Here is a 19,453-nt window from a genome sequence, read left to right on the forward strand (position 1 = left end):
TTTACTTGTAATACTAGTTTATATATTTAATGCACCCAAACATGAATCACGCGTTTCTAGGTATTACACTAGTTATTTTAATTGCTTATTTAATATTACCTGGTCCCTAGACGATTTCGTGAACAATATGAGGAGGAACCTGACGATACTCCTGGCTGTACTTGCAATAACAATTTCAGTAGTGGCCCTGGCAGCCCAGTACCAAGTATCACCCAATGTGAATTCACCATCAACAATAAACCAGCCATACTACGCAATACTTAAGTATATTGACTATATAAACACTACGAAAGCTGTAACACTCGCGCCGGGTCAATCAATTACCATACAGGCGCCATTACCTCCTGGCCCAGGTTACGTACTTAACTACGTAGAGGTTAGTGTTAACCCACCATCACCAGCCATACTAATTAGTGGTAATAATGTGATGTATAGTAAGAATGAGGTTGGCGCAATAGTTAATGCATACACAACGAGCAACAGCCTATCAATAGCCAACTCAGGTAATCAGCCCTTGAATGAAACGATATCCATCACCTACGTATTCGTTAATGAGGAGTACATACCATTGAATACCTCGGCATCATCATTTGCATTAAATGTCTCGATTCCGGACAGCACGATCCAGTACGTGACGCAACAGGTGGTTGAGCTTGAGATACCGAATTACATGCCCTTCGAAATAGCTGGTGTGGCGTTACCCAATGGAACCACATTATCGCAGTTAGTCTCTGCCTGGAGCCCATTAGCCAATTACATAAAGGTTGAGCCCAAGTACGTGGAGTTAATAGCCAATGAGCTACCGCCCGGTCAGTACCAAATAACGATTAATTACGGTAGTGAGTACGTTATACCGAGTGCAATGTTGATTAAGGGTACGGAATTCCTGAACTACACCGTTAACCCAGGCCAGACTCTTGAGATCACAGGTTCAGAGTTTGGTGTTCCATCTGGCTGGAATCTGCTGGGTTATATTGTTGCTGTGTATACTGTACAGCCATTAGTTGTTGGTGAGCAGCCCGGTCACTTTGAGATAGTGGCTAATATGATATCACCGGCTTACCTATATAGCAACTTAATACAGGTGAGTGGTATCAGCTACTTACTACCGCCATTCATCAGGTTTGCGCCAATGATTGGAATCTACATAGTGTATGGCAGATACTTCGAAGTGGTTGATAACCTAGATGTACCCTTGGTCGTGACATTCATGCCAATAATCTACAAGCCAGTTGGGCAGTGGGTTAATGGTAACCTAGAGGTCACAGTGAGTAGTGCTGATGTCTCCAGCGGCTTATGGACGGCGCTTGTTGTTCAGCTACCCGAGATAGCCCACATATACAAGATAGTCACGCCGAGCGGCACGGTGTACACAGGTCTAGTGAATTCCGAGATACCATGGGGCTCGGCAGAGAGGTTAGTTTCAATAAGCCTGATGGCTCACAGGCCTACATAGCTGTCTCAACGCTTGGTGTTAGTGAGACTGGTACATACACGGTTTACGTCAACTGGACACCAATAACAATGCACTTCACAAACACGTTGAATGCACCAATAAGCGGCGTTAAGGTTGAGGCATACATAAATGGGTCACTCATAGCAAGCAGTGTTAGTGATGCAAATGGCAATGCTTACATAAGCATTAAGGAGCCCATGCCATTCACTGCAGTGGTTTATTACGACAATGTGCCCATTTACTACGTCAACGTGAATTCATTAATCAACCAGCCGATAGGCATAACAATAGGTTTGTATAACGTGACTGTGCTATTCGTCGGTGCGAGGAACCAAGCAATATCTAATGCGCAGATAACACTGTATAGAGTTGGCACGGGACCGGTTTATAACGGCACAACAAGCAGCACGGGAACAATGAGCTTTGTTAACGTCCTTGGCGGCACATACCTAGTCACTGCCCAATACGGCAACCTGAAGTATAGCGAGTTGGTGACGATTAATGGTAATGACGTGATAACAATAAAGTCAGACATACTCGCCATAATTGATGGATTCCCAATAACCACGATGGAGGCATTAATAGGTACGCTAGGGCTTGGTGGCGCTGCAGCCATAGCTTTCGCCTTCGCTAATAGGAGGGGCGGTAAGGATTACGATGTTGTGACTATGTAAGTCTCGCCTAAATCGTAAAATTTTTTCAAAGCAATTTTTTCCTTAAAAATAATCAAAAATAATCAATAATCAATGACCTTTCCTCTCATACTCAATCCTCAACTCCCTCGCGAGTTCCATCACCTTATTGAGCAATTCATGCTTAACATCGAAAACATCATGCATGGATACTAACTGCCTATACTCCCTATCAAACCTAAGAAACTCCTTCTTAACCCTCTCCACCCTCTGAGACCTAATCCTTTTGAGTAATGTCTCACCCCACGAAATTAATCTTCGGCTATCGCTCTCCAGCTTCCTAACGATCATCGGCCTGACAGCCTTAAACTGCTCATCTGTTAACTCAATAATGGCGTAAGCAAACTCACCCTCGAAACCCCTCTCCATCATGTTGATCAACTCCTCCTTAATACCCAACAACCTCCTCTCTAAATCCTGCCTAGGCAACCAAGAAATGACCACGTTAGGCAGTATTAAAAGCCCTGAACCTACCAAGTGCTTATTCACTAGTTCCTGAACCTCGTCGCTGCTTGTGTACGTTAGTATCAATGTGAATTGCCTCATGGGTTCTTCACGTATGTATTAATAACAAATGCTATTAATTCTTTAACAAGTGAATCCTCAGCGGAACCGCTCAATGATACCCTCACTGCTATTAATTCCCTACGTGACCCATCATCATAACCCACGAACTCCCACTCAAGGCCATTGATCACCTCCCTACGGTAAATTAACTGTATATCACCAACCCTGATTGATTGATCAATTGGTAAGTTCCACGGAGCAAGTACATCAATACTGAGTATCCTCTTTGTCTCATTTATTAACAGAAGCCTGGCCAGTGAAACGTCTCCACACACGTACTCTCTAACGTCCCCCCTATCAATCACATCAATATTTTCACACTTCATTACCTCAACGATCTACTTATTGATTTATTATTTTAACTTAAGGAAGGGCTCGATCTGAATGTAATGGAGGAAAGTAACTGAAGGGATGAAAAACGTAGAGAAAGGCTTAAATACTCAGTAATACTTGAAATACATGATTAACATGTCAAGCAGTTCAGGCAGTGGTGAGGAAAGTGGTGAAAGGAAGACTGTGACTATTAGGGGATTAAGTACTGACATTTATGACAGGGTAAGCAAGCTTGCTAGGGAGACGGGGACCACAATAGGTGAGATAGTAAATGAGGCCCTTAGAAGGTATATAACAACCCTCGAAAATATATCTAGAGCCATTGATAACATGATTAGGTCAGGCGACGTTGTTGTAATAAGCGGTGTTTCATCACTAACCGTGACAAGGGCAGACCTAGAGGCTTTAGATAAGCCCGTGATTTTTAAGGACATGGACGAGCTCATCTTCGCTGAGGATGTTAATAATGATATCATAAAGAATAAGGTTGCTAGGATAGTCAATGTGAACACGGTCTATGTGCCGAAATCCGTATCAACGTTGCTAATAGCCTCGAAGAGTGAGTTCGTGAAAAAGATTGTCCCGAGGTGATTAACCTTAATAAATTCATTGTTTGCCTGTTAAAATCACGTGAAGGTTCTTGTCATTGGCGTTGGTTCAATGGGAATGAATCACATTAAGGTATTAGCACAGTTGAGAAAGGAGGGTTTAGTGACTGAGATTTACGCAGTAGATATTGATAAACAAAGGCTTGAGGTTGCTAAGAACCTGGGTGCTGACTTAGTATTCACTGACTATCACGATGCTCTAGCGCGTAAGCCTGACCTGGGCATAATAGCTGTCCCAACAGCGCTTCACTACGCAGTCGCAAGCGATCTAATAAGTCATATGGACCTACTGATCGAGAAGCCAGTCACGGAGAGACTTGAGGATGCCCTTGACCTATACCGTAAATCGAAATCTCTCGGCAGGAGGATATTCGTTGGCCATATCGAGAGGTTTAACCCCGTGTATAAGGCTTTAATTAATGATATTGGTAATGAGAAGCCAATCTACATAGAGTCAATAAGGGCTGGCAAGTTAAGGGGTAATCTACAATCATACGGTAATGTACTCCTTGACCTCGGGATTCACGATATAGACCTCGTGCTTAGCATGATTAATGAGGATAAGGTTAGGGTCCTAAGTACGGTTCTTAAGGGTGTTCCTGTTACCACGGCGTGGGCGTTACTGGGTATTGGCGATACAATATATCTACTTCACGCATCATGGGACTATGAGGTTAGGATTAGGAGGATTCAGGTTACTTTAAGGAATAGGTATTATGATGCTGACCTACTGAATAAGGTGCTTATTCGTGATGGGGTCAGACACGTGGTAGAGGGTCCCGACCAATTAAGGCAGGAGTTAATGCATGTAATAAATGCCCTGAGAGGTGTTGAGAAGCCCATCATAGACATGGCCGATGGTATTAAGGCGTTGGCCGTAGTTAATGGGATTCTTATGAATAATCCCGTTATAGACCTTAGTGAATTATTAACGTGAAAAGTCAATAATTGATTTAACCCTAACAATGTACTTACTAGCTAAATCCTCAGCCCACTTAGGCAATTTGAGCATTACTATTACCTCATTAACTAGGGCCTCCGCATCACCGCAATCACTCAATCCCTGATCCCTACAGATCTTAACCAAGTACTTACTCCTAGCTTCAAACAAGTCCCTATCCATGACAACCCTATTACAATCATGATCATAAGTCCAACCTCTCCTCAAATCCCTTAAATGAAGGAGTAGATGAGCCGTGATCCTGCCAAGGTTCATTGGACCAGGCGCTACGTAAATACCCTCATTAATCGCATAGCAACTACCACGCCCCATGTAAATATTCGCCATCGAAAATAATCAACATACCAAGTCAAATAAAGGTATCATTTTTAATGACTAAAACCATTAACACAATGATTCACAACAAGCGTTGGAATATGGAAGTTCCCAATATGGGAATCGCTCATAAAATAGGAGGAAGTGAGAATAGGTTTATAATGACTTGGTGGGCCCGCGGGATTCGAACCCGGGATCTCCCGCGCGTGAGGCGGGCATCCTAACCGCTAGACTACGGGCCCTGAGGCATTAGCCTTTATTTGTTTTTAAAGTATTTTTCTCATGGACTTACCCCGTGGCGTTGCTTAATTACAGGGTCTTGTTATATTGCTGATTCCGCATTCAATCTCTTAGTCTCCTTTTACTTAGTTATTTTTGTAGGTTATGTTAATTGGATAGTATGTCTTATATTTGAAACCTGGTTGTGACTGCTTGGTATGAATAGGAGGATTAAGGTTAACGGGTTACCCTATAAAACCCGTGTTTATATTAATAACCAGGTCCTGATACCGTCCGAATTAGTTAAGCTTCTTGGTATTGAGAGGAGTCTTTTTTGCTGATGTGGTTATTAAGCATGAGGGTAGGGTCATAAGCATCAATGGCGTTAGACTCCTTAGAAACAGACGGGCAACCTCCAGGCAATTCACAATCCCTAGAGAGATCAGGGAGGCCTATGGTATAAAGCCCCTTGATGAGATCGAGATCATTAGTGTAGAGCCTGTTGAGATTACTGGTAGGAGGAATGCTGTGCTAAATCCCTAAACCTGCCTTCCTTCTCTCGTTCTCCAGGATCTTTGTGGCGCTTATGTAGAGTATTATGGCGGCTGGTATGTAGTACAACGGCAGTCCGCCATGTATCGGTATTGTTGGGTATGTAAAGATGTGTAAATTCCTAATGTAGCCCCATGAATGTGTACATGACCAATAAACAGCCAGAACATTGCATCCTCACTCCACACAGCAACATCAGCCGCAAACAACCACTGCCAGAAATCACCAAAGGCTACCCAGGGTATTGCAAGCACGATGGCCACGCCAATCCTATAAAGCCACATTCCGAGCCATGGGTGGTAATGAACGAGCGCTAAGTACCAAGAGTTTGTTGGGTCGTGGTGAAATGCATATATAAGCTCGGGTAAGATCATGGCCTCAATCATGCATAGCCTATACCCGTCATTAATGGTGGTATTGTTAATTTAACCCAATTAACCATATTTAATCGCTTGGTAAAGTAAGGATCCTTATTAATCTTGCTATTCTATTGCTGTTTTTGTTTTATATATCTTTATGCCCTCCTTCCTTAATGCGTTTAGTACTTGGTTTAGTATTGCTTTGTTCTTCATGTACGTCTCCTCGATTGGTGTTAATCCCTCACCCCTCACCTCACCCCTTGCCACTAGGTCAGCCACTACGGCTGCTGTGAAGCCCGTTAGCCTAGCCATCGACGTGAATCCACCTTGGGCATAATCAACGCCCTCAAACCTAACTGCGGCATAGTCATCACCCATCTTACCTCTAGCCTCGATAATCATTAACGAGAAGTCATTAGCACCAGGCTTAAGTGATTTGGAGAGGACTAGCTTGGCAGTCTCAAAGTCACTGAGTAAGCCAAGGTCCTTGAGAATTCTCATAACTTCTAAATGTTTCTTCCACCTAATCGTCCTTTCATAAGCACTCCTTAAAGTGCTGAAGTACTTGGGTAGTGTAACGAGTAGCGTGCTCAAACCATCAGTGTAAAACTCCGCGAATTCGCCATTGACGAGCCAGGTCCTGAACTCGAAGATTTCCGCCAAAGGCTCAACACTGACCACCTTGCCATCCCTAATGATTGTTGCTGGCCTAACGTACTCATCAACTGTGCTATCGAGTGAGAATAGGATTTCATAGTACAGGGGAGGCCTTGGATCAACTGGATTGCCACCAACGTGTATGCCAACCTCCTCAACAACCTCAAGCTCGCTGGCGGCAGCCATTGCCAGTAAATTTGTGAGCCCGGGGGCCCAACCACAGGCAGGGATAACAATCGGCCCATTACTTAATTTACGGGCTAGCTCCTCACTGTACTTCCACATGAATATTAGGTCAATAATGGGCTTGCCAAGCTCGTGAATCTTGAGGACGACGTCATCAGCGATTGACTGTGGAACCGCGCTAACAATCACATCATTCTCGCTGGCAATCCTCCTCAAGTCCTCCTGCTTCGTTGCATTAGCCTTAACCGCGTTGTTAATGCCCAACCGCCTAGCTTCATTAATGGCCTCCTCACTAACGTCATAACCATTAACAACATGACCTGTATGCCTAACCAGGTAATATGCAATTGCACGACCCATGGGACCTAAACCAACAACACCAACAGAAACCACAAAACATAGGTTGCCCACTCTTTATTAAGTTCTAAGTTGTTTAGTCATTGATTACCTGCCTCCTCACCCTCCTCAGTACTCAGGTAGTAATAATACTCGCCGATGTTCCTCTGAAGCCTATCTAGGTATGAATCCCTCTTATTGATCCTCGGCCTACCCACCTGGGGCTCTCTTCTAAACGTAACGTCTTGGCTCTTAAGGAACTCATTCATTCCAGTCCTTAGGTCAGTGGGTGGTTGGGCTATGCCATGCCTGCCTGGCTCGCCTAGGAATACCATGACTGACGTGCTTAGGTAATCGATCATTGTTATGTCATGCTCAATAACTAGCGCCACCACATCCCTCTCCTCAATAATCCTCCTAATGACCGATGCAACCCTAACTCTCTGCTCAATGTCGAGATAAGCCATTGGCTCGTCAAGTAGGTAAACCTCTGCATCCTTAAGTAATGAGCCGGCAACAACGACCCTCTGGAGTTCGCCACCGCTTAGGCTTGATAATTCCCTATCCATTAAGGGCGTTAGTGACAATCCATTAGCGAGGTCAGGCCAAATAATCCTTGACGTGAAGTCACTACCAACTGTCATGCTAGGTACTCCCTTACGGTCTTATCGCCATATTTAACGGCCAGGTCCCTGACGTATTGGGCTTATAGCTGATTCTAACCTCGCCATGTGGTATTACAACTCCTGAATCAGGCTCTAACTCATTAACGAGGAGCCTTGCGAAGGTGGTCTTGCCAATCCCGTTGGGACCCAATACGCCAATGACCTCACCCCTATGTATAACCCCTGCCTTAACCTCAAGCTCAAAGTCCTCAAGTTTCTTTGTTAAATCAGTCCACTCAAGGAGTACCTTTTCCTTCTGCATGGGTCTTGGGGCTGGCTTAACCCTGAACTTAATGGGCTCCCTCCTAATCAGCATGTTCTCGCTTGCCAGGTAACCATTGAGGTACTCGTTGATTCCCTCCCTCGCACCCCTCGTGTGCGACACAATACCGTAAGCGCCAGGCTTACCGTAAAGGATAACCACCTGATCAGCCAGGTAATCAAGAACGGCGAGGTCATGGTCGATCACGATTACATACTTATCACCACCAGCAACCTCCTTAATCGCCTCGCAGCTCTCAACCTCTCGACTATGTCGAGGTGCGTTGTCGGCTCATCAAATATGTAAGTATCGGCATTCCTAAGGAGGGCTGCTGCAATGGCGAGTCTCTGGAGCTCACCGCCGCTTAACTTACTAACATCCCTATCGAGTAGGCGTGTGAGGTTCAGTTTCTCGGCAATCTTTAGAACATTTTCCACATTACCACCTACCTTCATTAATACATCCCTAACAGTCCCCTTAACGTACATGGGTATTAACTCAATGTACTGAGGCTTATGAACGACCTTAACCTCACCCCTATAAAGCCTTGTCAGGTATGGCTGTAACTCCGTACCCCTGAAAAACCTCAGTATATCCTCAGTACTAACCTGCGAGTCCGTGCATAGGTTAGGCCTTAACTCGCCAGCGAGTATCTTAGCTATCGTTGTCTTACCCATCGCGTTCTGACCTATTATCCCAAGTACCCTGCCGAGCTTAGGCATGGGCAGCCTGAACAGTTTGAAGCCACTAGGCCCATACTGATGGACACAATCCTCACCCAATTCACTTGGTAGGTTAACAATGGTTATGGCCTCGAAGGGGCACTTCCTAACGCATATGCCGCATGCCGTGCATAGGTCAGTAATGACTGGGTGGCCCAACTGCTCATCCATGTAAATAGCCCTCTTGCCGCCCCTCACTATTGGGCAAAACCTAATACACTCTTGGCTACACTTCCTCGGCTGGCACAGGTCCTTATCAACCACGGCTACCCTAACGGCATTATCGACGGTTTATGAAGACTTAAGTGGAATTAAACCTTATGCCCTGAATAAATCACGCTGGAGAGTAATACTAATTAAGGCTTGGTCATTAGGCTCGGTTAATGAATTTGAGGATTGAGCGTAAGCACCTCTACGCAGCATTAACGCTTTACCTGCTTTATGCACTGTTAACAGTTTACATAATCACAAGTGGAGAGAACAATCCATTGAATACCCACCTATTCTTCGCAATCTTCAACAACAAACTACCCCAGTTAACGCCACTGCTCACGGTAATAAGCGTTGACGATTATGGAAGGGCGTTCTTCTGGATACCCGTGGCCTTAATACTATGGTACTTCGGTGGCAGGTATAGGAGGGCTAGCGTTCTTATGGTTTCGGCCTTTGTGATTAGCCTGGTACTTGGTGAGTTTATGAAGCACGTATTATATGAGCCAAGGCCATTCCTAGTGCTACACATAACGCCGTTGATCCATGAGCAACCCGACTCATCATATCCATCGGGGCACGCATTAATCGTCAGTACTGGTGCGTATTCATCAATCGTGGCATTACCCTGGTACATCTCGTTACCCCTGACTGTGGAGGCGCTATTGGTGTCTTACGGTAGGGTTTACGTGGGTGTTCACTGGCCGCTTGATGTAGTTGCTGGTTGGTTATTGGGAATCGCTAATGTGGAGCTTGTGCTCGCCCTTCCCTGGTACTACGACCTCATCCACCTAATAATGAAGAAGCTACTTGGCTGGCTGAGTTACCGACCTGAGGGTTCTCCGGCCAATTAGAATATAACCCGTATGCGCGTTGACCCAGGTCTGCGGCCTGACCTCGTTAGGCTCGGTCTTCCACTCCCTAACCATCACATCAACCATCTTAACATCAACATAGCCGTAATCACTCATCGCGGTGAGAACCTTAATGACTTGATTCGCGGTTGGGACATACACTACGAGAGTACCATCAGCCTTAAGGCCTCTGTTGCCTTAGGTATTGCGTTCCAGGGATCACCCATGTCCAGTATCACCGCGTCTAGGTCCCTCTCGGCAAAGCGTCGGCGATAACATCCCTAAGTTTCAGTTCAACCCAATCAAGGAGACCAAGCATCTCAAGGTTCCTCCTGGCAGTGCTTATTGCATCCTCCCTCTTATCATAGCCATAAACCCTGCCACTTGGTCTCACGTAATAGGCAAGTATTGCTGTCATGAATCCGCTACCGACACCAGCCTCAGCGACCCTACTACCTGGGCCAACCCCAGCACCAATTATTATTTGGGCAGCATCCTTTGGGTAAATGACCTGGGTAACCCTATCAGCCCTCTCGAGCAGCATGTCCGTGATCAACGGCCTTAACAGGGCTACGCTATAGCCGAGGTTTGTCCTTATTAAGGTACCGTATTCGCGGTTGATGATATCATCAGCATTTATAATACCCCTTATCGTACTTATCCTCGAACCCCTAACTACCCTAACCACAGACCTAACGCCATCACCAACGATTAATACGTAATCCCCCTCCTTAATGGGCATACTCACTAACAATCGATTAAGCATGAATTATTTATGAATTTTTAGGGAGTACTCATCAACCACATTCTCAATATAATTCATGAACTCATCAAGAGTCCCACTAACCAAGCCCTTCTTAAACAACTCATTCCACCTATTGATTATCTCCCTAAACTCAGCCTTGGCCTTCACGGCATCGCTTATCGATGCAATTTCAACCTTAAAGTTTGCGTAGCCTCCCTTATTAATCCCTGGGCAATATCCAAGGGCCTTATCATAAACCTCGAACTTAACCACGCCACTATCAAGCCAGTAAATGAATGGGTAGTACCGACAAACATTGGGTTTAACGGGGTGTACTGAGCAAATTAGCTTATCGCCAACCCACTTATTGAATATGCAGGTCCCGTCGAGTCTCTTCTTAAGCACTAGGTAGTACTCACCATCCCTAAGCCTTATCACTGGCTCATCCCAGTCAGCGGCCATGTCCTTAGGGAATAAGGCTAGGAACTCCCTGGGCTTCATACCCGTGTACCTGGCAATCCTAGCGATATCCCTATGAGTCACTGGTATCCAATAACGCCTACAGCACTCACCACACAATACGCATGTGAATCTAATCCTTGGAAATTCAGCCCTGGTTATAACAATGTTCATATTTATTCGGCTATTTTAAGCGTGCTTATTACGAGGATTGTGTTTGGGATGAGGAACCCTTAGTCTCCTGTAAATACTTATTTATCTCCTCCATAGTCAATTTCCTAAATAGCTTTGTCTTAACATCAACAACACCAATCTCAAGCCTGTCAGGCTCGGGGGCCTCAAGCACAAGGCCCAGCGCCCTAATGGCTAGCTTTATGCAATCATCAAGGCTCATGTCATACTTATACTCCTTCTCGAGGAATTCAGTTATCCTTGATGACTCGGCTCCCATGGCTACTGCATAGAAGCCGAAGTATATACCGCCTGGGTCTGTTTGGAATAGCCTTGGTCCATGCTTGTCGACACCGCCAACTATTAGAGCAGCGCCAAAGGGCCTTACACCGCCATACTGCGTATGCATTTGCTTTAAGTCACTGATTCTCTTGGTTAGTAATTCCACGTCTATAGGCTCGTCATAAAGCAACTTGTGCGTTTGCGCCTCCTGTCTCGCATACTCAATGAGCACCCTGGCATCCGATAATAAGCCTGATGCTGCAATTCCAACGTGGTCATCAATCATATACACCTTCTCAATACTGCTCAAATCAATTAATGCGCTAACCTTCCTCTTCTCTGCCGCAAGCACGACACCATCAATGCATTTAATACCAACTGTCGCCCAACCCCTCTTAACAGCCTCACCTGCATACCTCACCTGATATAATTCCCCTTCTGGCTGAATATTGTTATGGCCCTATCATATCCGTAAACCTGTGGTGAGAACATACCCTTCGTTAATGCCTTATTAGGCGGGCTTTTTTAAATCAAACCTACCTAATTACTTATTTTCTGTTGTGTGGCTTAGCGCGTAAGCTTTTTTAAATTAGTAATCGAGTCCGATATCGGATATGAGGATAGCCATATCCGTGAGTAATGGCTTCGTATCAGGACCTGGCGAAGGCGATGAGGTCTGGATAGTCGAGGTTAAGGATGATGGCTCTTACGAGGTTGTTGAGCGTTATGAAAACCCAGCGAGGTATGCTCAGCAGGTTAGGGGTGTGTTTATGTTAAGGAGTGTTCTTGATCATGGCGTTAATACGGTAATACTTTCCGAAATAGGTCCCCCAGGCTATAGGTGGGCAGTTGAGAAGGGGATTAGGATCTACATATTTGAGGGACGGGTCGAGGATGCAATTAGGGCATTCATTGAGGGTAAATTGAGCGAGGCTCAGGGACCAACGCATGGCGAGCATCATGGTCACCACGGTCATCATTGGCATAGACATGTTGAGGGTTTTGGTGAGTATGAGTTCCTTAAGCCTATGTAAGTAGTGGTTTGGTAATTGCTGACCTGGGTTGTGGTGAGGGTCGTTACTGTGACTTCTTTAAGGACTATGCCTCGAAACTCTACTGCGTTGATATTGATGAGGCGGCTATTGAGGAGGTTCGTAGGAGGTTCGGGAATTACGGTAACGTGACAATACTTAATGAGGACATTACCCACACATCAATACCGAGCGGTAGTGTTGATTTAGTCTTCATGTCTAACGTATTTCATGATGTTGATGATAAGGAGGCGGCGGTTAAGGAGATCAGTAGGATATTGAAGCCAGGCGGTAGGTTATTAATTATTGAGTTTAAGGAGAATGTGCTGTTTGGTCCTCCGTTCAAGCTTAGTCCTGAGGAGGTTGAGGAGTACTTCAGTGGTGCTGGCTTTGTTAGGGAGGGTTATGCCGAGGTTTCTCCATATCATTACATGCTCATCCTTAAAAAGATGAGGTGAGGTGCAGGCTGGATATATTTTACTATGGTTTAAATATAGGTATCAATAGTTAGAAATATGATGAAAAATGATTCACGAGCCAAAATGGCTTATCCAATATGGGGATATTATCAATAAATTAAGAATTGCGTTATATAAATTTGAGAATAGCGACATCAATCTTCAATCCTTCATTAACGAAATAAATAAATCATTGATCAGTTGTGGGTATGATCCTATTAAGGTCATAATGTCTGATTTCATGACAAGTTTCTTCGATGCATATGCCGTATATGTGCCGCGTAAACCGATGTCCATCATATACGTATCCACGGAATTGATGAAGAAGCCGAGACCCCTACTTGGTAGGGTATTAATGCATGAGGTTTTTCATCACGTACTTTTCCAAAGACCCCCATCATTATTGTTTAAGTTGGCGCGAGGAGGGTTGAGCCGCTTATTCTCATAGCAATGCCACTAATGATTGTAGTGGCACTAGCATTGTTGTTCTATAATGCATTGTATAACTTTTTTGTATTATGTTATTGTTATTTTATCGTTGGCTATGTCATCAGTAACGTCCGTATTAATAAAGGCTTTGAATGAGCATGAACTGGTGGCTACGGCATTTGTTGTGTACTTAATAACTGGTGAGTGGGTTAGGGATTGGAAGTATTATCGTGATGAGGATGTATTGATGAATACTAAATGGAGGGAGTTGGTTATTCCTAAGGAGGTTACTGTGATGTAAAGGGTAAAAAGGGATACTGCAATTGGGATTCGATGATTAGGGTTGTGCTTCTTGACGTTGATGGTACCTTAACGAGGAACAGAAATACAGAGGCCTTAGACCCGGATGCAATAGCAGCTGTGCAGGAGATAGTGAATAAATACGTTGTCGGTCTAGTAACGGGCAATGCCCTAATAGTTGCCCAAGCCCTCTCACGATACATAGGCCTGCCCAAGGGTTCGCCGGTCATCGCGGAGAATGGGTGCCTTGTGGATTATAATGGTGAGGTTCGTGAATTATGCGAGGATTTAAACCTTAAGGAGGTTGCGTTAAGGCTTATGAAGTTAATACCTGGCTTGAGACCTACGTATCAATTTAATTATAGGAGGTTCGACATAACACTATGGGCGCCTAAGGACCCATATGAATTAATAGGGATTGTCAAGGAGGAGTTACGAAAAATGGGCTTAGACAGTAAGGTTAGGGTTTCCCACAGTGGTTATGCCCTTCACCTACAACCAATGAATTCAAGTAAGGCCGTGGCCGTTAAGTACCTATGCGATGTAATGGGTGTGCCCTGTGGCAGTGTTGTTTACATTGGCGATAGTGATACTGATGTTGACGTGATGAGTGTTGTGGGTTATGGAGTTGCCGTGGCTAATGCAACTGAGGAGCTTAAGAGGAGGGCTAGGATCGTACTTGATAAGCCGAGTGGTAGGGGCGTCGCCGATTTCCTGAGGAATTACCTGCCAAGTCTATGACCTCCTGAACATCATGAGCAAGTAATTATAGGCGTTCTCCACGTTGAAGTTATTCCTAACGAAATCCCTAAAGTCATCATACCTCCTAACAAAGTCATTGCTCAGGCCCATCACGACATTATTCCATAGGGACTTACCAAGACCCGCATTACCCACTAACTCAATACTTAGCGGTACATCGAGCGCTAATGCCGTTATTGCACAGTCAACGGTTAATTGGCAGGTGTTAAGCATGTTCCTTAATTCATCTTTATTAAACGTATTAACCAGGAATTGAACTAGCGAATCCTGCCTGGCTATCACGAAATCGACAGTCCTCCTAAGCATGGCAAGGGAAACCCTATGCACAGCATTATCACTAATGCCCTGCGACGCAACCCACATGCTAATCAGTACTGGGTCATTCATAACCCTTATGAGAGCAACTTCCCTCAATACCATTATCCTTACCTCATCCTCTCTTAATTGAAGTAACTTACTCGGTATCACGGATATTACTGCCTGTCCTTCAGCGTCAATGTACTTCACGGGCCACTCCTCATGGGCTGCTTTCTCAAGACCCAGGGTCTCCCTCACCTTATTATGGTCATCGGTTATATAAATAATGGCGTCATCATCTGGCACCTCAAGTTCCCTGAACGCCCACTCGATAATACTCTCGACTTTACTCAAGTCATTTGTTGAGGTTTCTATTAACTGTATTATTTCCACGTGATGATTTTATTCGTCGAGGTTAATATTCCTTAATTCACAGGTATTGATACAACTAAGAATCTTAAACAGTGGTAAAAGCTTTTAAAGGAATTGTGCCCCTGCTATCATTAATGGTATTACCAAAGTACGATGTTGTGTTGACGACAGATCGATCAATGATGAGCAATTATCACGGTAAGGAGTTCCTCGGATTCGTTACAACCGGTCCCCTATTCATAACGGTAGGCCCGTTTAAGAAGCTTGGTGAGTGGATTCATGAGTATATAGCGATGCCAAAGATGAAGGTTGATAAGTACGGTAGACCCTACCAAGCACCCTATGGAATGAGGAAAATAGAGGCGGCATTGATTGATGCCGGCATTAACGCAGCAATAATCGATTCAGACCACGTGCATAAGTATATACCTAGTGCTAAGATACTTATGCTCAGCCACCATGATTACTTCGGGCTTAACCCACCATCATCGACTTGGTCAGCAATAGTTGGTAGGGAGCCACTAAATGCATACTCGTTTAGGAGGTTCATGATGAGGATTAGGCCGTACATAATGGAGGCCAAGAGCAGGAACGGGCTTAAGGTAATCGTCGGCGGGCCATCAGCGTGGCAGTGGCTGTACCTGCCCGAACTCATGGACTTCTTCGGAGTTGACACGGTGTTTGATGGGGAGGGTGAAAGGCTCGTGGTTGACCTAGTCAAGAGGGTTTTAAATAATGAGCCTGTGCTCGATACGTATATGTCGGTGTGAACGATGTTCCGAGCATTGATGAAATACCCACGATAAAGTACCCAGCGGTTAATGGCTTCGTGGAGATCGGCAGAGGTTGTCCGAGAGGCTGCGCATTCTGTTCAGTAACCCTCAGGCCACTTAGGTGTACCCGCTTGAGAAGATTGAGGAGGAGTTGAAACTACACGTTAAGCACGGCATAGTGCACGGCCTAATACACTCCGATGATGTACCGCTATATGGATCAACGGGTGTTGAGCTTAACCCTGATAAGCTGATAAAGCTTCACCAGCTAGTTAAGAGGTACTACCTAACAATGGCCTGGAGTCACACGACGCTCGCCTCAGTGCTACTGGCGGAGAAGAAGTACAATAGATTGGCTACGAAGATCGCGGAAATAATCGAGGACGAGCACCAGGACTGGTGGGGTGCACAGGTAGGCCTTGAGACTGGCTCGAGGAGACTAGCCAAGGCCCTAATGCCAGGCAAGGCTGCACCGTTTAAGATTGAGGATTGGTGGGACGTTGTTGAGGAGACATTGGGCGTGATGCATGATATTAAACTCATACCAGCACTAACCGTGATTATTGGTTTACCCGGCGAGACTGAGGATGATGTTATGGAGACGATAGAACTCCTGGACAGGATCAGACCATACAGGAGCCTGGTGGTGCCCATGTTCTATGTGCCAATGAACCATATAAGGCCGAGAAGGATGGTTGGACCATTAAGTATAACCTACTGCCTGAACACATTGAGTTGATGAAGAAAATGTTTGAGCACAGTATTTACTGGGCTAAGGACATAGTCAATCACTTCTACCTAAGGGGTCCACAGTATTGGCCGGTGAGGGTTGCTGTTAATTATTTCATGAATTATGTTGAGAAGAGGGTTAGGGCACTCTATGATAGGCTTGACCAAATTGCTGCTGAGATTAAGAATAGGAGGCTTGTGTCGAAGATAGAGGCTCCAAAGCTCATGGAGCTCTATACATCGTCTGAAGAGGAATTTTAGGATTAAGGCCTCATTAACTCCTGCATTTTAACTAACTCGTAGTTTGTGAATATCACTTTTGCAACGTTGAGATCCACATTCTTAAACGTCTCAAAGCTCTCCCATGGATATATAATGTAAACCCACTTAACCCACTTATAGGCGTAGTAATCAGGTGCGTACCTACTCGATATGGCCTTATAATCTAGGACGGCCGTTTTAACATCCCTAGCGCCAAGCCTAATCAATAACTCCCTAGCGGTACTGAGTGTTAGCCCCGTATCACTAACATCATCTATCAACAACACCCTAAGTCCCTTAACGTCAATGCTTGGTCTATACTTAATGGTGATATCATCCTTAGCCCTACCAAAGCCCCAGTGAGCCATCTGAATTAGGTCGGTGGGTATTCCAAGCATGTCAGACATTAACGATGCCATCACGACACCGCCCTTGGAGATACCTATCAAAACATCTGGTTGATAACCACTTTTAATAATGTCCTGGACCAGTTTCACAACACCCATTTCGATATCCTCCCACTTATACCGGTGATAATCCGCCATTATGACTTGTGGTTAGGGTGGTTTATAAACCAATCGTTTTACGTACTTAAATAAATACCGTAATTAACGAAACCGAGGTTAGGATGCTTAAAGTATTTATTTCACTAAACGATAGAACAACGAGAGACTAAATGATTAATAAGTATCATGCAATAATGATTTTAGGAGTGTTATTAATAGTGGTTTCATCAATACCGATTTATTACTCACATCTGGAGTCGTCGATTTCGTATAGCCACGTTAATGCAACCACATGCCTAAGGGTTCTGAATAGCATCATTAGCGGTTCCCTAACCAGCGATAGGATAGATAGTATCATTAAGTCTATGGATCGGTCATTGCTGATTTCAATCGAGGTAAACATAGAGTATGCAAATGGTTCAAGCGTGACTTACGGCTATTACATACCCATTGGGGCGAGTGGTGTGGCTATAACGCCCATGGTTTCAGGTAATATCGAGATTTTCGGCAGGTCTCATTGCGCGTATGTGAGTAGTAATTACGTGGTTAATGTTTTCATTGGGCAGTATGCAATGGCAATATACCTCTTTGTTGTTGGTGTGGTACTTATAATGATTGGTTTTGCCTTGATTGCAGTGGGTGATTACTTAAGGGATAGATACACGCGCCGTGCTTTACGCAGTTAACGTTTCTAATACTGGTAAAATCTACGTTGGTAAATAGGTTTATTAATGACTTTTATCTCAATTATTATAATGTATATGCAATTACCACTTCAGGTGGTGCTTCAGGCGGGCACAATAATAGTGGCGACCGTCCTAGCAATAATACTACTAATAATCATCATAGCAATACTCGCATACTCCATTAGGATAGTACCTGAGTACCAGAGGATTGTTAAGCTAAGGCTTGGTAAGTTCAAGGGGATTTACGGCCCTGGCATTGTGTTTATAGTGCCCATTATTGATAGGCCAATAACGATGGATCTGAGGGTCTTATCTATTGACTTATCGAGCCAGAGGGCGTTAACTAAGGATAATGTTGAGGTTACGATAGACGCCGCAGTCTACATGAGGGTTATTGATGCGGCAAAGGCCGTGCTCTCAGTCACTGATTATAGGAGCGCAACTGCGACTCTCGGTGCGGCCGTTCTTAGGGATGTGATTGGCATGGTTGACCTGGACACGCTGCTCACGCAGAGGGAGGAGGTTGCTAAGAAGATTGCGTCCATAATTGATGAGCACGTAAGCCCATGGGGTGTCAAGGTAACGGCAGTCGCGATTAAGGACATAAAGCTACCCGACACATTAATCAGGGCCATGGCAGCCCAGGCAGAGGCTGAGAGGATGAGGAGGGCTAAGGTAATCCTGGCCCAGGCTGATTACGAGGCCTCGCAGATGTACCTGAAGGCCGCTGAGACCTACACCAAAAACCCAATATCGCTAACGCTTAGGCAGTTGGACACACTGCTCGAGGTTGCCAAGGAACATAACTTAATACTTGTCGTACCCAGTTCACTTGAGGTAACGACGCTATCAACGTTAGCCGCAGCCGCTTTGAAGAGACAACAGGAAGGTTCGGGTGCGACGTAGTAGGGAGCGACTATGCAATTTAAACGTGGGTTATTAATTCCGTTAATTATTGCAGCATTGCTAGCATTTACGTTAATGCATGTATCAATCGCGAGTTCCAATATCTACGTGATTCATGAGGTGTACGTGTTTAACCTTAATGGTGAAATAACCGATTTAACATACAACGAGTTGCAGAATGCTTTACAGCTAGCAGAGTCAACACCAAACTCGGCACTTCTCATAATCCTTAAGACACCAGGTGGAGAGTTGGATGCCGCGCTAAATATCGTGACTGCAATCGAGGATTCAAAAATACCGGTTATAGCTTTGTCTACCCAACGGGTTCATAT

26 protein-coding genes, 1 tRNA gene and 2 pseudogenes are annotated in these 19,453 nt (G+C 44.8%); 14 read left to right on the top strand and 15 right to left on the bottom strand.

Going from position 1 to position 19,453, the window contains the following annotated elements:
* Positions 1 to 118 precede the first annotated feature (118 nt).
* Both JCM14467_RS17750 and JCM14467_RS17755 read left to right on the top strand, forming a co-directional pair.
* Entirely contained in the window at positions 119 to 1,456 is a 1,338-nt protein-coding gene (locus JCM14467_RS17750; protein ID WP_252901311.1) for a hypothetical protein, read from the top strand.
* Positions 1,399 to 2,130, top strand: coding sequence for a carboxypeptidase-like regulatory domain-containing protein (locus JCM14467_RS17755; protein WP_252901312.1), 732 nt, complete (start codon positions 1,399 to 1,401; stop codon positions 2,128 to 2,130). The genes JCM14467_RS17750 and JCM14467_RS17755 overlap by 58 nt, the downstream gene beginning before the upstream one ends.
* Positions 2,131 to 2,199: 69 nt before the next feature.
* Here the strand turns inward: JCM14467_RS17755 and JCM14467_RS09765 are convergent, their stop codons facing one another.
* Both JCM14467_RS09765 and JCM14467_RS09770 read right to left on the bottom strand, forming a co-directional pair.
* Positions 2,200 to 2,694 (bottom strand): hypothetical protein, encoded by a 495-nt coding sequence (locus JCM14467_RS09765; RefSeq protein ID WP_054849987.1) that lies wholly within the window; start codon positions 2,692 to 2,694, stop codon positions 2,200 to 2,202.
* Entirely contained in the window at positions 2,691 to 3,041 is a 351-nt protein-coding gene (locus tag JCM14467_RS09770) for a hypothetical protein (RefSeq protein WP_054849988.1), read from the bottom strand. The genes JCM14467_RS09765 and JCM14467_RS09770 overlap by 4 nt, the downstream gene beginning before the upstream one ends.
* A gap of 133 nt (positions 3,042 to 3,174) precedes the next feature.
* Here JCM14467_RS09770 and JCM14467_RS09775 point away from each other — a divergent pair, with 133 nt between their 5' ends.
* Both JCM14467_RS09775 and JCM14467_RS09780 read left to right on the top strand, forming a co-directional pair.
* Positions 3,175 to 3,639 (top strand): hypothetical protein, encoded by a 465-nt coding sequence (locus JCM14467_RS09775; RefSeq protein ID WP_252901313.1) that lies wholly within the window; start codon positions 3,175 to 3,177, stop codon positions 3,637 to 3,639.
* A gap of 39 nt (positions 3,640 to 3,678) precedes the next feature.
* The gene (locus JCM14467_RS09780) at positions 3,679 to 4,593 is read left to right on the top strand and encodes a Gfo/Idh/MocA family protein (protein ID WP_054849989.1); all 915 of its coding nucleotides are present in this window, start codon (positions 3,679 to 3,681) and stop codon (positions 4,591 to 4,593) included.
* On the opposite strand, the gene JCM14467_RS09785 is transcribed toward JCM14467_RS09780, so the two are convergent.
* Positions 4,585 to 4,944 (bottom strand): hypothetical protein, encoded by a 360-nt coding sequence (locus JCM14467_RS09785; protein ID WP_054849990.1) that lies wholly within the window; start codon positions 4,942 to 4,944, stop codon positions 4,585 to 4,587. The two genes, JCM14467_RS09780 and JCM14467_RS09785, sit on opposite strands and share 9 nt — an antisense overlap.
* Before the next feature lie 155 nt (positions 4,945 to 5,099).
* A tRNA-Val gene (locus tag JCM14467_RS09790) sits at positions 5,100 to 5,174 on the bottom strand.
* Positions 5,175 to 5,469: 295 nt separating this feature from the next.
* Here JCM14467_RS09790 and JCM14467_RS09795 point away from each other — a divergent pair.
* Complete coding sequence (locus JCM14467_RS09795; RefSeq protein ID WP_342765517.1) at positions 5,470 to 5,694, top strand: AbrB/MazE/SpoVT family DNA-binding domain-containing protein; 225 nt, start codon at positions 5,470 to 5,472, stop codon at positions 5,692 to 5,694.
* 53 nt (positions 5,695 to 5,747) lie between these two features.
* On the opposite strand, the gene JCM14467_RS09800 is transcribed toward JCM14467_RS09795, so the two are convergent.
* The 5 genes from JCM14467_RS09800 to JCM14467_RS20490 form a co-directional block, all read right to left on the bottom strand.
* Positions 5,748 to 6,077, bottom strand: a complete 330-nt coding sequence (locus JCM14467_RS09800; RefSeq protein ID WP_252901314.1) for a hypothetical protein — start codon at positions 6,075 to 6,077, stop codon at positions 5,748 to 5,750.
* A 108-nt stretch (positions 6,078 to 6,185) separates the two neighbouring features.
* A complete protein-coding gene (locus JCM14467_RS09805) occupies positions 6,186 to 7,298 on the bottom strand; it encodes a saccharopine dehydrogenase family protein (protein WP_252901315.1) in 1,113 nt (370 codons plus the stop codon).
* A gap of 44 nt (positions 7,299 to 7,342) precedes the next feature.
* Entirely contained in the window at positions 7,343 to 7,885 is a 543-nt protein-coding gene (locus tag JCM14467_RS20480; protein WP_444823190.1) for an ATP-binding cassette domain-containing protein, read from the bottom strand.
* A 13-nt stretch (positions 7,886 to 7,898) separates the two neighbouring features.
* Positions 7,899 to 8,375, bottom strand: a complete 477-nt coding sequence (locus tag JCM14467_RS20485; RefSeq protein WP_252901316.1) for an ATP-binding cassette domain-containing protein — start codon at positions 8,373 to 8,375, stop codon at positions 7,899 to 7,901.
* Positions 8,376 to 8,377: 2 nt separating this feature from the next.
* Positions 8,378 to 9,154, bottom strand: a complete 777-nt coding sequence (locus tag JCM14467_RS20490) for an ATP-binding cassette domain-containing protein (RefSeq protein ID WP_252901317.1) — start codon at positions 9,152 to 9,154, stop codon at positions 8,378 to 8,380.
* A gap of 119 nt (positions 9,155 to 9,273) precedes the next feature.
* On the opposite strand from JCM14467_RS20490, the gene sepP reads away from it, so the two are divergent.
* The gene (gene sepP / locus JCM14467_RS09815) at positions 9,274 to 9,954 is read left to right on the top strand and encodes an undecaprenyl-diphosphatase SepP (protein ID WP_054849991.1); all 681 of its coding nucleotides are present in this window, start codon (positions 9,274 to 9,276) and stop codon (positions 9,952 to 9,954) included.
* Here sepP and JCM14467_RS17775 read toward each other — a convergent pair.
* From JCM14467_RS17775 to psmA, 4 genes and pseudogenes are all read right to left on the bottom strand, one after another.
* Positions 9,907 to 10,116 carry a hypothetical protein gene (locus tag JCM14467_RS17775; protein WP_252901318.1) on the bottom strand — a complete coding sequence of 70 codons (210 nt, stop codon included), beginning with the start codon at positions 10,114 to 10,116 and terminating at the stop codon, positions 9,907 to 9,909. The two genes, sepP and JCM14467_RS17775, sit on opposite strands and share 48 nt — an antisense overlap.
* Before the next feature lie 82 nt (positions 10,117 to 10,198).
* Positions 10,199 to 10,696 (bottom strand): methyltransferase domain-containing protein, encoded by a 498-nt coding sequence (locus JCM14467_RS17780; protein WP_252901319.1) that lies wholly within the window; start codon positions 10,694 to 10,696, stop codon positions 10,199 to 10,201.
* A 27-nt stretch (positions 10,697 to 10,723) separates the two neighbouring features.
* On the bottom strand, positions 10,724 to 11,332 hold the full coding sequence (locus tag JCM14467_RS09825) for a YkgJ family cysteine cluster protein (RefSeq protein WP_054849992.1): 609 nt from the start codon (positions 11,330 to 11,332) through the stop codon (positions 10,724 to 10,726).
* 28 nt (positions 11,333 to 11,360) lie between these two features.
* Positions 11,361 to 12,103, bottom strand: a pseudogene (gene psmA / locus JCM14467_RS09830) (archaeal proteasome endopeptidase complex subunit alpha).
* Between the two features lie 122 nt (positions 12,104 to 12,225).
* Here psmA and JCM14467_RS09835 point away from each other — a divergent pair.
* The 5 genes from JCM14467_RS09835 (at position 12,226) to JCM14467_RS09850 (ending at position 14,570) form a co-directional block, all read left to right on the top strand.
* Complete coding sequence (locus JCM14467_RS09835; protein WP_054849993.1) at positions 12,226 to 12,645, top strand: NifB/NifX family molybdenum-iron cluster-binding protein; 420 nt, start codon at positions 12,226 to 12,228, stop codon at positions 12,643 to 12,645.
* Positions 12,646 to 12,653: 8 nt separating this feature from the next.
* Positions 12,654 to 13,100 (top strand): class I SAM-dependent methyltransferase, encoded by a 447-nt coding sequence (locus JCM14467_RS09840; protein ID WP_054849994.1) that lies wholly within the window; start codon positions 12,654 to 12,656, stop codon positions 13,098 to 13,100.
* Positions 13,101 to 13,329: 229 nt separating this feature from the next.
* Positions 13,330 to 13,548 carry a hypothetical protein gene (locus JCM14467_RS17785; RefSeq protein WP_252901320.1) on the top strand — a complete coding sequence of 73 codons (219 nt, stop codon included), beginning with the start codon at positions 13,330 to 13,332 and terminating at the stop codon, positions 13,546 to 13,548.
* 90 nt (positions 13,549 to 13,638) lie between these two features.
* Positions 13,639 to 13,830 (top strand): hypothetical protein, encoded by a 192-nt coding sequence (locus JCM14467_RS17790; protein ID WP_252901321.1) that lies wholly within the window; start codon positions 13,639 to 13,641, stop codon positions 13,828 to 13,830.
* A gap of 32 nt (positions 13,831 to 13,862) precedes the next feature.
* Complete coding sequence (locus JCM14467_RS09850; protein WP_054849995.1) at positions 13,863 to 14,570, top strand: phosphoglycolate phosphatase; 708 nt, start codon at positions 13,863 to 13,865, stop codon at positions 14,568 to 14,570.
* On the opposite strand, the gene JCM14467_RS09855 is transcribed toward JCM14467_RS09850, so the two are convergent.
* Positions 14,565 to 15,281 (bottom strand): hypothetical protein, encoded by a 717-nt coding sequence (locus tag JCM14467_RS09855; RefSeq protein ID WP_054849996.1) that lies wholly within the window; start codon positions 15,279 to 15,281, stop codon positions 14,565 to 14,567. The genes JCM14467_RS09850 and JCM14467_RS09855 overlap by 6 nt on opposite strands.
* Positions 15,282 to 15,394: 113 nt before the next feature.
* Between JCM14467_RS09855 and JCM14467_RS09860 the strand changes: the two are divergent.
* Positions 15,395 to 17,023, top strand: a pseudogene (locus tag JCM14467_RS09860) (B12-binding domain-containing radical SAM protein).
* A 2-nt stretch (positions 17,024 to 17,025) separates the two neighbouring features.
* On the opposite strand, the gene JCM14467_RS09865 reads toward JCM14467_RS09860, so the two are convergent.
* A complete protein-coding gene (locus JCM14467_RS09865) occupies positions 17,026 to 17,568 on the bottom strand; it encodes a phosphoribosyltransferase (protein WP_054849997.1) in 543 nt (180 codons plus the stop codon).
* A gap of 167 nt (positions 17,569 to 17,735) precedes the next feature.
* Between JCM14467_RS09865 and JCM14467_RS09870 the strand changes: the two genes are divergently transcribed.
* Positions 17,736 to 18,215, top strand: coding sequence for a hypothetical protein (locus JCM14467_RS09870; RefSeq protein ID WP_252901322.1), 480 nt, complete (start codon positions 17,736 to 17,738; stop codon positions 18,213 to 18,215).
* 69 nt (positions 18,216 to 18,284) lie between these two features.
* Positions 18,285 to 19,121 carry a slipin family protein gene (locus tag JCM14467_RS09875; RefSeq protein ID WP_252901323.1) on the top strand — a complete coding sequence of 279 codons (837 nt, stop codon included), beginning with the start codon at positions 18,285 to 18,287 and terminating at the stop codon, positions 19,119 to 19,121.
* The last annotated feature ends 332 nt before the right edge of the window (positions 19,122 to 19,453 follow it).

It is taken from the genome of Vulcanisaeta sp. JCM 14467, from assembly GCF_001316245.1.
Lineage (GTDB): Archaea > Thermoproteota > Thermoprotei > Thermoproteales > Thermocladiaceae > Vulcanisaeta.

What these genes read in the sequence shown, in the direction of transcription:
- JCM14467_RS17755 (WP_252901312.1), top strand. Translation starts at nt 1,399, where the DNA reads ATGGGGCTCGGCAGAGAGGTTAGTTTCAATAAGCCTGATGGCTCACAG.
- JCM14467_RS09765 (WP_054849987.1), bottom strand. Translation starts at nt 2,694, where the DNA reads ATGAGGCAATTCACATTGATACTAACGTACACAAGCAGCGACGAGGTT.
- JCM14467_RS09770 (WP_054849988.1), bottom strand. Translation starts at nt 3,041, where the DNA reads ATGAAGTGTGAAAATATTGATGTGATTGATAGGGGGGACGTTAGAGAG.
- JCM14467_RS09775 (WP_252901313.1), top strand. Translation starts at nt 3,175, where the DNA reads ATGATTAACATGTCAAGCAGTTCAGGCAGTGGTGAGGAAAGTGGTGAA.
- JCM14467_RS09785 (WP_054849990.1), bottom strand. Translation starts at nt 4,944, where the DNA reads ATGGCGAATATTTACATGGGGCGTGGTAGTTGCTATGCGATTAATGAG.
- JCM14467_RS09800 (WP_252901314.1), bottom strand. Translation starts at nt 6,077, where the DNA reads ATGATCTTACCCGAGCTTATATATGCATTTCACCACGACCCAACAAAC.
- JCM14467_RS20480 (WP_444823190.1), bottom strand. Translation starts at nt 7,885, where the DNA reads ATGACAGTTGGTAGTGACTTCACGTCAAGGATTATTTGGCCTGACCTC.
- sepP (WP_054849991.1), top strand. Translation starts at nt 9,274, where the DNA reads ATGAATTTGAGGATTGAGCGTAAGCACCTCTACGCAGCATTAACGCTT.
- JCM14467_RS17780 (WP_252901319.1), bottom strand. Translation starts at nt 10,696, where the DNA reads ATGCCCATTAAGGAGGGGGATTACGTATTAATCGTTGGTGATGGCGTT.
- JCM14467_RS09825 (WP_054849992.1), bottom strand. Translation starts at nt 11,332, where the DNA reads ATGAACATTGTTATAACCAGGGCTGAATTTCCAAGGATTAGATTCACA.
- JCM14467_RS09835 (WP_054849993.1), top strand. Translation starts at nt 12,226, where the DNA reads ATGAGGATAGCCATATCCGTGAGTAATGGCTTCGTATCAGGACCTGGC.
- JCM14467_RS17785 (WP_252901320.1), top strand. Translation starts at nt 13,330, where the DNA reads ATGTCTGATTTCATGACAAGTTTCTTCGATGCATATGCCGTATATGTG.
- JCM14467_RS09850 (WP_054849995.1), top strand. Translation starts at nt 13,863, where the DNA reads ATGATTAGGGTTGTGCTTCTTGACGTTGATGGTACCTTAACGAGGAAC.
- JCM14467_RS09865 (WP_054849997.1), bottom strand. Translation starts at nt 17,568, where the DNA reads ATGGCGGATTATCACCGGTATAAGTGGGAGGATATCGAAATGGGTGTT.
- JCM14467_RS09875 (WP_252901323.1), top strand. Translation starts at nt 18,285, where the DNA reads ATGTATATGCAATTACCACTTCAGGTGGTGCTTCAGGCGGGCACAATA.